The organism is Sutcliffiella horikoshii (genome assembly GCF_002157855.1).
Taxonomy (GTDB): Bacteria; Bacillota; Bacilli; order Bacillales; family Bacillaceae_I; genus Sutcliffiella_A; species Sutcliffiella_A horikoshii_C.
The window spans coordinates 2227433-2241216 of the sequence record NZ_CP020880.1; the positions used below are offsets into that span (position 1 = coordinate 2227433).

The 13784-nt window shown below is 38.6% G+C and carries 11 protein-coding genes; 6 read left to right on the forward strand and 5 right to left on the reverse strand.

Annotated features, from left to right (window positions below):
• Nucleotides 1–70 precede the first annotated feature (70 nt).
• Nucleotides 71–2218 carry a DNA helicase RecQ gene (recQ, locus tag B4U37_RS11440; protein ID WP_088018326.1) on the reverse strand — a complete coding sequence of 716 codons (2148 nt, stop codon included), beginning with the start codon at nt 2216–2218 and terminating at the stop codon, nt 71–73.
• A gap of 305 nt (nt 2219–2523) precedes the next feature.
• On the opposite strand from recQ, the gene adh reads away from it, so the two are divergent.
• Complete coding sequence (adh, locus tag B4U37_RS11445) at nt 2524–4044, forward strand: aldehyde dehydrogenase (protein ID WP_088018327.1); 1521 nt, start codon at nt 2524–2526, stop codon at nt 4042–4044.
• 1 nt (nt 4045) lies between these two features.
• Nucleotides 4046–4375, forward strand: coding sequence for a DUF779 domain-containing protein (locus tag B4U37_RS11450; protein WP_088018328.1), 330 nt, complete (start codon nt 4046–4048; stop codon nt 4373–4375).
• Nucleotides 4376–5075: 700 nt separating this feature from the next.
• Here the strand turns inward: B4U37_RS11450 and B4U37_RS11455 are convergent.
• On the reverse strand, nt 5076–6062 hold the full coding sequence (locus B4U37_RS11455; protein WP_088018329.1) for a DUF3231 family protein: 987 nt from the start codon (nt 6060–6062) through the stop codon (nt 5076–5078).
• 164 nt (nt 6063–6226) lie between these two features.
• Here B4U37_RS11455 and B4U37_RS11460 point away from each other — a divergent pair, with 164 nt between their 5' ends.
• The 4 genes from B4U37_RS11460 (at nt 6227) to trhA (ending at nt 10713) form a co-directional block, all read left to right on the forward strand.
• The gene (locus B4U37_RS11460; protein WP_088018330.1) at nt 6227–6679 is read left to right on the forward strand and encodes a cupredoxin domain-containing protein; all 453 of its coding nucleotides are present in this window, start codon (nt 6227–6229) and stop codon (nt 6677–6679) included.
• Between the two features lie 147 nt (nt 6680–6826).
• Nucleotides 6827–8446 carry an ABC-F family ATP-binding cassette domain-containing protein gene (locus tag B4U37_RS11465; RefSeq protein ID WP_088018331.1) on the forward strand — a complete coding sequence of 540 codons (1620 nt, stop codon included), beginning with the start codon at nt 6827–6829 and terminating at the stop codon, nt 8444–8446.
• A 137-nt stretch (nt 8447–8583) separates the two neighbouring features.
• Nucleotides 8584–9684 (forward strand): AI-2E family transporter, encoded by a 1101-nt coding sequence (locus B4U37_RS11470; protein ID WP_088018332.1) that lies wholly within the window; start codon nt 8584–8586, stop codon nt 9682–9684.
• Nucleotides 9685–10065: 381 nt separating this feature from the next.
• Entirely contained in the window at nt 10066–10713 is a 648-nt protein-coding gene (gene trhA, locus B4U37_RS11480; RefSeq protein WP_088018334.1) for a PAQR family membrane homeostasis protein TrhA, read from the forward strand.
• Between the two features lie 168 nt (nt 10714–10881).
• Here the strand turns inward: trhA and B4U37_RS11485 are convergent, their stop codons facing one another.
• From B4U37_RS11485 to B4U37_RS11495, 3 genes are all read right to left on the reverse strand, one after another.
• Complete coding sequence (locus B4U37_RS11485; RefSeq protein ID WP_088018335.1) at nt 10882–12309, reverse strand: phospholipase D family protein; 1428 nt, start codon at nt 12307–12309, stop codon at nt 10882–10884.
• Between the two features lie 57 nt (nt 12310–12366).
• Nucleotides 12367–13473, reverse strand: coding sequence for a PQQ-dependent sugar dehydrogenase (locus B4U37_RS11490; RefSeq protein WP_088018336.1), 1107 nt, complete (start codon nt 13471–13473; stop codon nt 12367–12369).
• Between the two features lie 105 nt (nt 13474–13578).
• Nucleotides 13579–13782, reverse strand: a complete 204-nt coding sequence (locus tag B4U37_RS11495; protein WP_088018337.1) for a DUF6501 family protein — start codon at nt 13780–13782, stop codon at nt 13579–13581.
• Between the last annotated feature and the right edge of the window lie 2 nt (nt 13783–13784).

Below are 13784 nucleotides of genomic sequence, written 5' to 3' on the forward strand. Positions count from 1 at the left end.
TTTTATCTATAAACTTGATATTCCCGACATGATAAAAACTAAACATGTAGACACGCTTAACTGAATATATTTAATTTATTTCATGCTTGGCCATTACAGCTTTTATGGCTATATAATCAACCTCGTCAGGCAAATTTTCTTTTATGGGCTTCAGCTTTTCAGTACCCACTTCCTCGATTACTTTAATAATTTCTTCCTCATACTCTTTTGGTATAAAAGAATCCCAATCTACCTTTACACCTTCATCACTTGCACATTTAAAGATGTGGTTCTGGATAGTGATAAGACTCATATCACGTTCCTTTGCTATTTCTTTAAAAGTCATCCCTTCTTCTTGTAACAGTCTATAAGTAAACATATGACTTGATTCCCCTGGATTCATGGGAATGACCGGCATTTTGATCTTTTTGGCGGTACCTTCTTTTTTAACCGGATTTGTGTCAGACACATCTTCTCCCATAAATCTGCCTATCTCACGCAAAAACAACTCTCCATACTTCTCGAACTTTAAAGATCCTACCCCTTTAATATCCATCATGGCAGATTCATCTTTTGGGAGAACCTCGCTCATTTCTCTTAACGTGCTGTCAGAGAAAATAACATATGGAGGTACACCCTCTTCTTTTGATAATTTTTTTCGTAACTCACGCAACATCTCAAACAATTCATTATCTTCTACGACAGATTTAACTTGCTCTTTCACTTTAAAAAGGACTTTTTCTTTTCCTTTTAAAACAGGAACAGCACGTGCACCTAATTTTACGATAGGATATTGCCCTTCAGTAAGGATTAAATATCCCTCTGCAATCAAAATATTAATAAGGTCTACCAATTCCTTTTCTGTATAGCTATTCATTAATCCGTAAGTTGGCAAGCTATCAAAACGGAATTGTTGGATACGCTTATCTTTTGAACCTTTTAACACTTTAGCAACCAAGATCGCCCCAAATCTTTCATTCATCCGATGAATACAGCTAAATATCTTCTGTGCTTCAAGTGTAATATCCTGCTCAACGAAGTCTGAGGAACAGTTACTGCACTTGCCGCAAATGAGATTTGTCTCTTGACCAAAATAGTTTACTATATATGCTTGGAGGCAACGTTGCGTATAGCTATAATCCATCATCGCTTGAAGCTTCTTATATTCCTGCATCTTGCGTTCTGGGGAGCGGATACTCTCTTCGATTAAAAACTTCTGAATTTGGATATCCCTGGCATTGAATAGGAGAATGCACTCACTTTCTTCTCCATCCCTCCCTGCCCTTCCGGCTTCTTGATAATAAGACTCAACATTTTTTGGCATATTGTAATGAATAACAAACCTTACATTAGACTTATCTATCCCCATGCCAAACGCATTTGTCGCTACCATCAGTTTCAGGCGGTCATGTAGAAAATCTTCCTGATATTCTTTCCGTTCCTCTTCTGAAAGACCTGCATGATACTTACCAATCTTGTAACCTTTCTTAGTCAAGGAGGAAAATATCTGATCGACTTCCTTTCTGGTCGTTGCATAGATTATCCCCGATTCTTCCTTGTTCGCTTTCAGAAATTTTTCTAAATAATTGTCCTTATTTTGCCCGCGTAAGACAGAAAATGTCAGGTTATCCCTTGAAAAGCCGGTTACATATGTATGTTCTGGGGTTATTCCAAGCATATATTGGATGTCTTCTATAACTTGTTCCGTTGCTGTCGCTGTAAAAGCGGTTATGATTGGGTTTCCTGGTATCCGCTTGATAAAGGAACCCACTTCACGATAGCTTGGCCTAAAATCGTGCCCCCATTGGGACATACAATGCGCTTCATCAATTGCAACGATCGAAACCTCAATAGCTGATAGAATCGATTGAAATTCATAGCTTTCGAGTCTTTCTGGTGCAAGGTATAACAGTTTAATTTCGCCCTGTTCTACTTGTTGAACTCTTTCTCTAATTTCTCCTGCGTTCAATGAACTATTAATATATGTCGCCTGTACACCTATATTAAGTAAGGAATCCACTTGGTCTTTCATTAAAGAGATTAAGGGGGAGATGACAATCGTCAGGCCACTTGCTAGGAGAGCTGGCACTTGATAGCAGATGGACTTCCCCCCACCTGTAGGCATTACTCCTAGTGTATTGGATTCATTTAAAATACTTTCAATAATTTTGCTCTGGCCAGGTCTAAAATCTTCATAGCCAAAGTATTCTTTCAATAAAATTTTTCCTTGTTCGTACATAGTACACCTCGTTTAATATGGAAAATGTTTTTGAAGGATATTGGAGTTAAATAGATGAAGGAGTATTCTAAGTTTCCATTTCATTTTAACTGAACAAAGGGTGACCTGCAACCAAAGTGAGGTTGACTCAAATAACCGTTAATGATGGTAGAAATTCTTTTCTCTTGCATTTTATTATCAGAATGTTTAAAATTCATTATACAATAGGTTGTCTAACCTCTTCTTTTTTGTTGCAAATTGTATACGCTTACATATTGAGGTTTTGAATGCTAATCTATTAATCTATTTCGAGGAGGAATTTTCAAATGATTTATGCTAACCCAGGTGAAAAAGATTCAAAAGTTACTTATAAAAATCGATATGATAACTATATTGGTGGCGAATGGGTTGCTCCAGTCAAAGGAGAATACTTTGAAAACGTCACTCCCGTTACAGGTCAAGTATTTTGTGAAGTTGCCCGTTCTACTGCAGAAGACATTGAATTGGCATTAGATGCAGCACATAAAGCAAAGTCAGCTTGGGGACAAACTTCCGTAGCTGAAAGAGCCAACATTCTTAATAAAATTGCTGACCGTATGGAAGAAAACTTGGAGATGCTGGCAGTTGCGGAAACGTGGGAGAACGGAAAACCAGTACGTGAAACTTTGGCAGCAGACCTCCCTCTTGCGGTTGATCACTTTAGATATTTTGCAGGTTGTATTAGAGCTCAAGAAGGCTCGCTTGGAGAAATTGATAATGACACGATTGCTTACCACTTCCATGAACCGCTTGGAGTAGTCGGTCAAATTATCCCATGGAATTTTCCATTATTAATGGCCACTTGGAAGCTAGCTCCAGCTCTTGCTGCTGGTAACTGTGTCGTGTTAAAGCCTGCTGAGCAGACACCTGCTTCCATCATGGTACTAACAGAACTGATTTCAGATCTTCTACCTCCAGGCGTGTTGAATATTGTAAATGGATTCGGTGTTGAAGCTGGAAAACCTTTGGCCTCCAGTGACCGTATTGCAAAGATTGCCTTTACAGGAGAAACGACAACCGGTCGTTTAATTATGCAATATGCTTCTCAAAACATTATTCCTGTAACACTTGAGCTTGGCGGGAAATCCCCGAACATCTTCTTTGAAGACGTATTGGCTGCCGATGATGATTTCTTTGATAAAGCAGTCGAAGGCTTTGTTATGTTTGCACTTAACCAAGGAGAAGTATGTACATGCCCTTCCCGTGCCCTGATTCATGAATCTATTTATGATAAGTTTATGGAGCGTGCACTTGAGCGAGTATCTCAAATCAAACAAGGTAACCCACTTGATACGGAAACGATGATAGGTGCTCAGGCCTCGTCTGAACAGTTAGAGAAAATCCTCTCCTATCTCGAAATTGGGAAAGAAGAAGGTGCAGAGCTACTTGCTGGTGGGGAACGAAATATGCTTGAAGGCGACCTTGCGAATGGTTATTATGTGAAACCTACCGTTTTTAAAGGCGATAATAAGATGAGAATTTTCCAGGAAGAGATTTTTGGTCCTGTAGTGTCGGTCACTACTTTCAAAACGGCGGAAGAAGCTTTGGAAATTGCGAATAATAGTCTTTACGGTCTTGGTGCAGGAGTTTGGACTAGAGACGTTAATACTGCCTATCGTTTTGGTCGCCAAATTGAAGCAGGTCGCGTGTGGACAAACTGCTATCATGCCTACCCTGCCAACGCCGCATTTGGAGGATACAAAATGAGTGGAATCGGCCGTGAAAACCATAAGATGATGCTTTCCCACTACCAGCAAACGAAGAATCTTTTAGTAAGCTACAGTCCAAAAAAATTAGGATTCTTTTAAAATGGAAAAAGTACTGGCTACTGAAGCTGCCCTTGAACTGATTGAAAAGCTAGTAGGCAAACATGGACCTGTACTATTCCATCAATCTGGGGGCTGTTGCGATGGCAGCTCTCCTATGTGCTATCCAAAGGAAGACTTTATGATTGGAGATTCTGATGTTCTTCTTGGCGAAATAGGCACTGCTCCCTTCTACATGAATAAAAAGCAGTATGAGTATTGGAAGCATACACAGCTGATTATTGATGTTGTACCTGGAAGAGGTGGCATGTTCTCCCTAGAAGGTCCTGAAGGTGTGCGTTTCCTAACCAGATCAAAAGTTTTCCCAAAATAACGAAAGGCGTCCGCTTATGGACGCCTTTTTTCAAAGTTATGGAAGTATATATACACAGTTGATTTCCGTTCCAGGCGCTTCGCTGCATGCGGGCGGTCCGTGAGCCCCCTCAGGCTTCGTCTTCCGGGGTCTCACCTGTCCCTTCCTCCCGCGGGCGTCTACGCGCCTTCCACTCCAATCAACAAGGTGCCTTCATTCACCTTTGGGACAAAAAACTATTTTACCGAGAGGATATTGGTGATGAGGACCTCTTTCCTTCTGATTTCTCGTCACAAAGGTCCTCATATGGGCGATGAGGACTTCTCATCTCCTAATTCCTTGTTACTGCGGTCTTCATACGGCCGATGAGGACCTTTCTCCTCCTAATTCCTTGTTACCGAAGTCTTCATACGGTCGATGAGGACTTCTCATCTCCTAATTCCTTGTTACTGCGGTCTTCATACGGCCGATGAGGACTTCTCTCCTCTTAATTCCTTGTTACGGAAGTCTTCATACGGATGATGAGAACCTTTCTCCTCCTGATTTCTTGTCACGGAGGTCTTCATAACAAAGATGATGCCAATTCTGCTTTTAATTTCTTGTCACTGAAGTCTTCATCCCGACGATCAGATATTACTCTGAGACTATCCGCAATTCGATTATTAATAATTTCCTAAAACTATAAAAAAACCGGGCAGTTTAGCAATTTGCCCGGCTTTACTTATTTCGTGCTTTTTAATGACTGTGGTGGCTCTTCCATCCAGCCGTTCTTAACCATCAACTTTCCGCCATCTTTGGCATAATCAAATATATCTTTTGCAATTAATGTCATCTTCATTGGTAGATCCGATCGAAGGCTAAACGATGTGCCAAGAGCATTACTTGTTAGACCAAAACTGCTGAGCAGGTTTGTCAAGTACATCATGAGCTTCTCTGAGTATGGTGATTCAGTTGACAGGGTAGGATTTCCCCAAGCAACTATCGGTGGCTGAATATCACTTTTTAGAAGTGTGTCACTGAAAGTATCAATTATTTGTTTCGCCAGGTCTTTCCCTTTTTCAAAATACTTTTTCACTTCTTTGTCCTTGCTTACCTGCTCAAACCCTCTTAACAACTGAAAACCAAGTACATTAGTTTCAATACCTTGATACAAAAGGGAAACTTCAATAGCATTCAACGGCCTCTTTTCACTGAAAATATTAAAGCCTGCCATATAGCCTTCTCCCTTTACAAACTCCACCTTTTCAGGCATAGGAATCATTGGCGGACGAGTGAGTACCCCATCTTTCAATAAGAACTGAGTCGTCTCGTTATATGTATTTTGAGCTACGTCAAAAAATCGTTTGTATAAATCAGTGATGTCTTGTCGGTATGACATACTAATATGCAAGGCATTGAGACCGATGGTTATTTTCATCATCACTCTTAGGAAAAGTGCATCGAAATACTGGTCATACAAAGGCTTGCTGGACGGTTTTACATCGCTTTCGACATACCCAACAGGCACTACAATCTTTTCTTGCTTAAAAAGTGCCGTTAATTCATTGATAAAATTTATTTCTTGATTGTAGTAGGTTTGAACCAAATTATGTACTTCTTCATTTTGTTTGTTCGCAAGAAAATGCTCTAAAAGCCTCGCAAGCATCGTTTTTTGTTGATATGTCATCCACAAATTACCTATTTCAGACGATGACAATTGCTTATCCATTTAGACTTGCCCCTCCCAGGATTAATTTTTTTTTAGTATGTCCCGTAAAAATGATTACTATAAAAAAAATCTTCTTTTTTTAAAAAATATAGACAACCCACTCTCTTCCCTTGCATACACATTTAAGTAGAAGAAGACAAGCTAAATGGGAGGGTGTTAAATACATGAGATTTTTTGTGATTAAGAAAAGCTTTCTTATTACCATTATACTTTGTATAATCGCTGGAATAGGAGGATGGTATGTTGTTAACAAAGGGGTAGTCCCAACAACAGGTAAACCCTCTGAAGAAGAAATGCTGGTTTTTAATATGATCACTTCTGAATTTAAGACGAAATTAGAAGACGGTACAGAAATAGAAGCATACCGTTTTGACCCTGGTACGATTACCGTACCAAAAGGTAAAGAAATTACATTAAGTATATTTGGGGTAAACGGCAGTGAACATCCATATTCCATTGAAGGAACAGATATAAATGGGGTTATTAAAAAGGGCGAGGAAACATTAATTGATGTACGTTTTGACAAAGCTGGGGTATACAAACTAATCTGTTCTACCCATTCTCATCACAATGGACATCACAGCCCTCCAATGGTGGCCTATATTTATGTTTATTAATTGCTACTAACTCAAAATGACCGGTCAAATGGGTGACCGGTCATATTTATTTACATAATTAATGCTTCTATACTAAATGAATCTTTTGCAACGCCCTCAATTAATGGTATAATTTCAACGACATTAATTTTGGAGGAAACTAATTACATGCTTACAGTTACGAATATAGGATTACGCTATGGCGATCGAAAGTTATTTGAAGATGTTAATATAAAATTCACCCCTGGCAATTGCTACGGGTTAATTGGGGCAAATGGTGCAGGTAAATCAACGTTCTTAAAGATCCTTTCCGGTGAAGTGGAAGCTCAAACCGGTGATGTTTCCATGAATAAGGATGAGCGTATGGCTATCCTTAAGCAGAACCACTTTGAATATGAGGAACATGAAGTTCTTAAAGTGGTAATTATGGGTCATAGTCGTCTTTATGAAGTGATGCAAGAAAAAGATGCTATCTATATGAAAGAAGACTTTTCAGATGAAGATGGTATGAGAGCTGCAGAGCTTGAAGGTGAATTTGCAGAATTAAATGGTTGGGAAGCAGAATCAGAAGCAGCAATCCTTTTAAAAGGTTTAGGAATTTCTGAAGATCTTCATACAAAGAAAATGGCCGACATCACTGGTGGCGAAAAGGTAAAAGTACTATTGGCACAAGCTCTATTTGGTAAACCTGATGTATTATTACTAGATGAGCCTACCAACCACTTGGACATTAAAGCTATTCAATGGTTAGAAGAGTTTCTTATCAACTTTGAGAATACAGTCATTGTTGTATCCCATGACCGTCACTTCTTAAACAAAGTTTGTACACATATTGCTGACTTGGATTATGGGAAAATTCAAATCTATGTTGGTAACTATGACTTCTGGTATGAGTCCAGTCAGCTTGCATCAAGAATGGCATCTGATGTGAACCGTAAAAAAGAAGAAAAAATTAAAGAACTTCAAGCCTTTATTGCCCGATTTAGTGCTAATGCTTCTAAATCCAAACAGGCAACATCACGTAAGAAACTTTTAGATAAAATTTCTTTGGATGATATCAGACCATCATCCCGTCGTTATCCTTACGTGAATTTCACGCCCGAACGTGAAATTGGAAATGACCTTTTACGTGTCGAAGGTTTAACTAAAACGATTGATGGCGTAAAAGTGTTGGATAATGTAAGTTTTATCATGAACAAAGATGATAAAATTGCCCTTGTTGGTGGAAATGAAATTGCAAATACAACTCTTTTGAAAATTATCTCTGGTGAGATGGAACCAGATAGTGGAACTTTTAAATGGGGAATCACTACTACCCAAGCTTACTTCCCAAGAGACAACTCAAAGTTTTTTGAAGGTGTGGACATGAACCTTGTGGATTGGTTACGTCAGTATTCGCCTAATGACCAAACTGAGAGCTTCTTGCGTGGATTCCTTGGCAGAATGCTATTCTCTGGTGAAGAAGTAATGAAAAAAGCAAGTGTGCTATCCGGAGGGGAAAAAGTACGTTGTATGCTTTCTAAAATGATGCTTTCAGGGTCAAACGTACTATTGCTTGATGACCCTACGAACCACTTGGATTTAGAATCTATTACTGCTCTAAATAATGGATTAATTAATTTCAAGGGCTCCATTATTTTCACGTCTCATGATCATCAGTTCATCGAAACTATTGCAAATAGAATCATTGAAATCACACCAAAAGGTATGGTTGATAAACAAATGACGTACGATGAATATTTAGAGGATGTAAGTGTACAACAGCAATTAGCTGATCTTCATTCCTAAAGTTGTTAAAGGCCCTTTCTCTAAAGGGCTTTTTTCAAATTGTGAAACCTTCCTAACATAGTTTCGTATTAGTATTATTCACCATTTACCTATATAATTAATAGGTCGATTATATTTAGAATGAATGAGGTGTAGGAATGCCGCAAACGAAGTGGTTTAAAGTTGGCTATGGAATTATTGTCATACTGTTAATTATTTTCTTAGCATCACTGGTTGATTTTATCTTCACCCCTCTCACCGTGATGATAAGCACGCTATTTGCACCAATTATTCTTGCAGGTGTTATGTATTATTTACTAAGACCACTTGTTAACCTTGCGGATCGCTATGTACCAAGAGCGTTGGCAATCTTAAGTATTTACCTTATGTTTATTGGACTTATAACTTTACTTTTGTTCCTTATTGGTCCTACTCTACAACAACAGGTTAATAGTCTTGTAAAGAATACACCGGAAATAATTAATGATATTAGAGATTACACAATTGAATTACAAGAAAATGAATATGTTGCAAGGTTTCAGCAGGATGAACGTTTCTCTTTGGAGGAAATTTCAGGGAAGATTGCTGATAACCTGAACGCATATGTTACAGCGTTCGGCTCTAATGTAGTAAATGTCATCAGCGCCATTACAGGATTCCTTATTCTGCTGGTAGTCATTCCTTTTGTTCTTTTTTATATGTTAAAAGATGGGGATCGATTACCTGATCAAGTCTTAAAGATTATACCTCGTCAACATGAACGTGAAGGTAGAAATGTACTGAAAGACATGGATATTGCTTTGAGTTCCTATATTCAAGGACAAATCATCGTCAGTGTATTTGTTGGGGTATTAATCTATATTGGGTTTTTAATCATTGGATTGGAATATTCCCTCGTGTTAGCCTTGATCGCTATGTTTACTAACGTGATACCTTTTATCGGCCCTTTTATCGGTACGATTCCAAGTATTATCGTAGCCTTTTTCGATGAACCAATTATGGCATTATGGGTACTTGTAGTGGTGGTAATTGTCCAACAGATAGAGAGCAATTTTATCTCGCCTCAAGTAATGGGCAAGAAATTGGATGTTCACCCTTTGACAATTATTCTACTTTTATTAGTAGCTAGTAAGTTTGCTGGGCTGCTCGGCCTATTGCTAGCTGTACCAACCTATGCAGTTTCAAAAGTAATTGTCCTGCATACCATTCGGTTTATTAAACTGAGAAAAGTGAAAGTTACGGAAGATTCGCTTCTATAAAATGGGTAAGATTGTTGGATAACGAGGAGTCGACGTGGGGCAAGGGGACAGATGGACGGTGGTCAACGCGGCAATTGTCCGAAGTTTTTCGAAAGTTGACCAAAGTTTTTCCGATTTTGACCGAAGTTTTGGTAAAAAACCATGCCTCCAAATGACCGAAGGATTTGAGACTCCCATAAAAACGAGTCTTTTCCCACGTATTTTATATAAAATAGATAGCAATTACAACAACACCGGCACTTCCCTCCTAAATAGCATGGCATGCAAAGTGGATTTCACTTTCATGACATGCTTTTTTATTGGAAAAATGTACTTATAGTTGTTATGATGGAAAAGAAGATTTAGTTTAGTTCATTAAACAACAAAAGTGAGATGATAAAAATGGCGCAAACACATACCTTTTCAAAAGGAGAAGAAATTGCAAATACAGTCACACACGGGATTGGAATTTTAACAAGTATTGCAGCACTTGTTTTATTGATTGTGTTCTCTGCAATCAACGGTACTCCCCTTCACCTGGCTACTTTCATTGTTTATGGTATAACCATGATTATGCTTTACACAGCCTCTACATTATTACATGCATTGCCTAAGGGAAAGGCCAAGAACGTTTTTGAAATACTTGATCATTCCTCCATTTACTTTTTTATTGCGGGAAGCTACACTCCCATTACTCTTATTATTATGGATGGTGCCCTAGGTTGGACACTTTTTGGAATAGTATGGGGACTGGCAATAGCGGGAACGGTCTTTAAAGTGTTTTTTGTAAAAAGGTTTATTTTGGCTTCTACCCTTCTGTATGTATTGATGGGCTGGCTGGCTGTATTTGGTTGGAATGATATTACTTCTACTGTCGGGACTGGAGGTATTGCCTTTCTTGTTGCTGGTGGGGTTGTTTATAGTTTAGGAGCTGTTTTTTATGTGTGGCGGGCTTTTCCGTATCATCATGCGGTTTGGCATGTTTTTGTGTTAGGCGGAACTGTACTGCATTTCTTTTTTGTTTTGTTATATGTGTTACCTATACAATAAGCTGTCCAGCAATCTGGACAGCTTTTTTTATATCAAATATTACATTTGACTGTTGATTTTCGTTCCATGCGCTTCACTTTCCATGGGCGGTCCGGAAGCCTCCTCACCCTAGGCCTTGTGGGGTCTTCCCTGTCCCTTCCACCCCAATTAACTTGGCTACTGCATTAATTAGTAAGTTGTAAATCTAAATATTTTCTGAAGGCGGTACATAGCTTTCTTTACAATAGGTATGTCCTCTTCATAGGTTTCATATGGGAGAGTGTACATCTCGTCCTTATTGCTCCATAACCTTAAAAAGTAATCGTCCATATCCTTCATTACCTGTTCGTTGTTATTGGCAGTTATCTTTATATCAGTTTCTAAGTTAAGATCATAAAGATTTCTTCTTGTGAAGTTTGCAGAACCACCGATAATGGTAGATTCTTCAGCCCGATTAAAATATATCATTTTAGGGTGGTATTGCTCACCCTGGGTATTGTACCACCTTAATTCAATATTCCCTTTTCCTTCTTCTACCATTTCTGCTGCAACTGGACGGTTTGGAAGACCAATTTTCTGTTGGCCAAATGCATGTTCATTAGGGTCAAGAATTAAATTTACCGTTACTCCTCGATCTGCAGCAGCAATTAGTTCCTCGATGATCTTTCTCTCCGCAAGATAGAACATCCCTACCCAAATTTCTTCCTTATCTTTGGATTTTTTTATTTCTTCTAGAACATGATCTAATATTTTTCTTTCCGTTAACAACTGAACTGCAATGTCACCTTTCTCCGCCTGTCCACTATACTTCGGTAAAGTGCCACCCCCGGAAAAATCAAGGATTGCCTGTTCCGTTTTTAAAACATCATTAATAATGTTTCCAGACACTTCAAATGCTGTATTAGAATGGAGTCCGCTGGCATCATGTGGATTTGCTGATGAGATGATGGCGGTTTTATCTGTCGCAATTACCTTTCGGTGGTTTGCTTTAATATTTAAAAGTTTTAGATAGGAGCGTACGGTTGTCTCAGGTGCATCTTCGGCCATCGGGTTTTTAATCCAGCCTGAACCACCTTGACCGAACCATTGAAAAAATACTCGCCAGACACCCGAATAAAGCGGATTAGAATCCCGTAAAACCTTAACATTTGTCTCAATTACTCTAATACCATTATCTTTAAGGGTTGAGAGCTCTTCCGCTTCATGTGACCCGTAAGTCGTATTAATTTCATCTGTTATAAATACAATGTCCATATCTGGGTTTTCTTTCTTTTTGGAAATAATACTTTCCAATAAATTTGAACTTAACGGAGGGTAATCCATTTCTCCATCATGATATCCGTTGAATAAAAACATGTCTATTACGATAAATTCTTCTGCTTCATCTATCACTTCATATATACGGTCAAATATCGCATGTTCCTTCTGAAAGTCATCCTTATCACCGTAAGTAATATCATAGAGGAAATCAACTTCTGAAACGTAGTGAACGTCTCCTTCAAATGAAACCCCTTCCGGCAAAGGCTTATAACTGTGATAGACACTTGTGAGTATGACAATAAAAATGAGTACTAGAATAAAAGTCAGCAATTTATTTTTCTTTATATAGTTTTTCATCTTGTTTTCTTCCCCCTACAATAGTGGCAAATGACCAACTAAAATTCTTTTTTTTAACTAATCTAATGATAAATCTAGCCTAATCAGCTGGTCATCTTCTGGGACAGGGTTTCCCCTTCCATCTGTGTTATTGGTTATAAAATAAATGGAATCCCCCTCCTTCCACACATCCCTAATTCGTCCGTTTTCTTTCCATAGTACAGATTGTTGCTTCGAGCTAATGTCAAAAGCTCTCACCATTTCTCCTCTTAAGCTTGCTGCATACAGAATTCCGTTCTCTACGAAAATGCCAGATGGAGCCCAAGTATCTGTACCAGAGTGAAATAATGGCGCTTCAACTTCTTCCGCATGCTCTTCTCCTGTATAAGTTGGCCATCCATAGTTCTTCCCTTTTTTAATAAGATTGATCTCATCAAATGCAGAAGGCCCATGCTCTGATGCATACATCTCACCTGTATCTTTGTCCCATGCTAACCCTTGTGGATTTCGATGGCCGTAACTGTAAACATATGATCCTGGAATTGGATTATCCTCAGGTACCGTACCATCCAGATTCAGGCGGAGAATGCTGCCTGTTAGCAACTCTTGATTTTGTGCAGACTCAGGTTCATTGGCATCTCCAACTGTTACATATAACTTGTCATCTGGCCCAACTTTTATCCGGCCGCCGTTGTGAAAAATTGCGCCATCGATGTTTTCCAAGAGAACTTCTGTTTCTTTCCAAGCTGTCCCGTCGTATTTTAACGTAACAATCCTATTGTTCACTGCTTCTTCCGTCCCATATGTATGATAAGCAAACGCGAGTCCATTCTCCTGAAAGTCAGGGTGAAGTTCCATGCCAAGCAATCCACCCTCCCCATAAACTAATAACTGCTTATCAAGCTGAACATCTTCCCTCGTCATGCCGGCTTTATCTATCTTTAGAATCTTCCCAGTTCTTTCTGTTATGAAAAATACATCTCCTGATTTGGTTATGGACCAAGGCACGTTTAAATTGGTCGCTATTACTTCTTTGTTATCAACGCTAAACTGTTGTGTTTTCACATCCTTGTCAGGTGTTGCGTTCGTTTCTAATACTTCATTGTTATTTTTCGGTTCCACAACAGAATTACAACCTGTTATAAAAACGCTCAACAAGGTAATAGTTAACATGAAATTTTTCAAAAAAGTCACCCCTCTACTCTTTTCCCCTCATCTTTCAAGTCTAATCCAAATAACGAATGAAAATACAAAAAAACAAGACGTGTGAGCGCCTTGTATCATTAAATGTTATGCTTTTTCAAAATAAGTTTTATAATATCCGCCAATATGGCCGCTGTTGTCTTTTACGAAAATAAACTCTTCCGTTTCATTTTTCACTTCGTACGTTTGTCCGACAGTCAGCATACTGCTCACTAGATATTTTTTTGCGTCTGTATGTACACACTTTACGTGCTGTACCGTTTCTTTTTTATCCCAAGAATTATGTATCATTT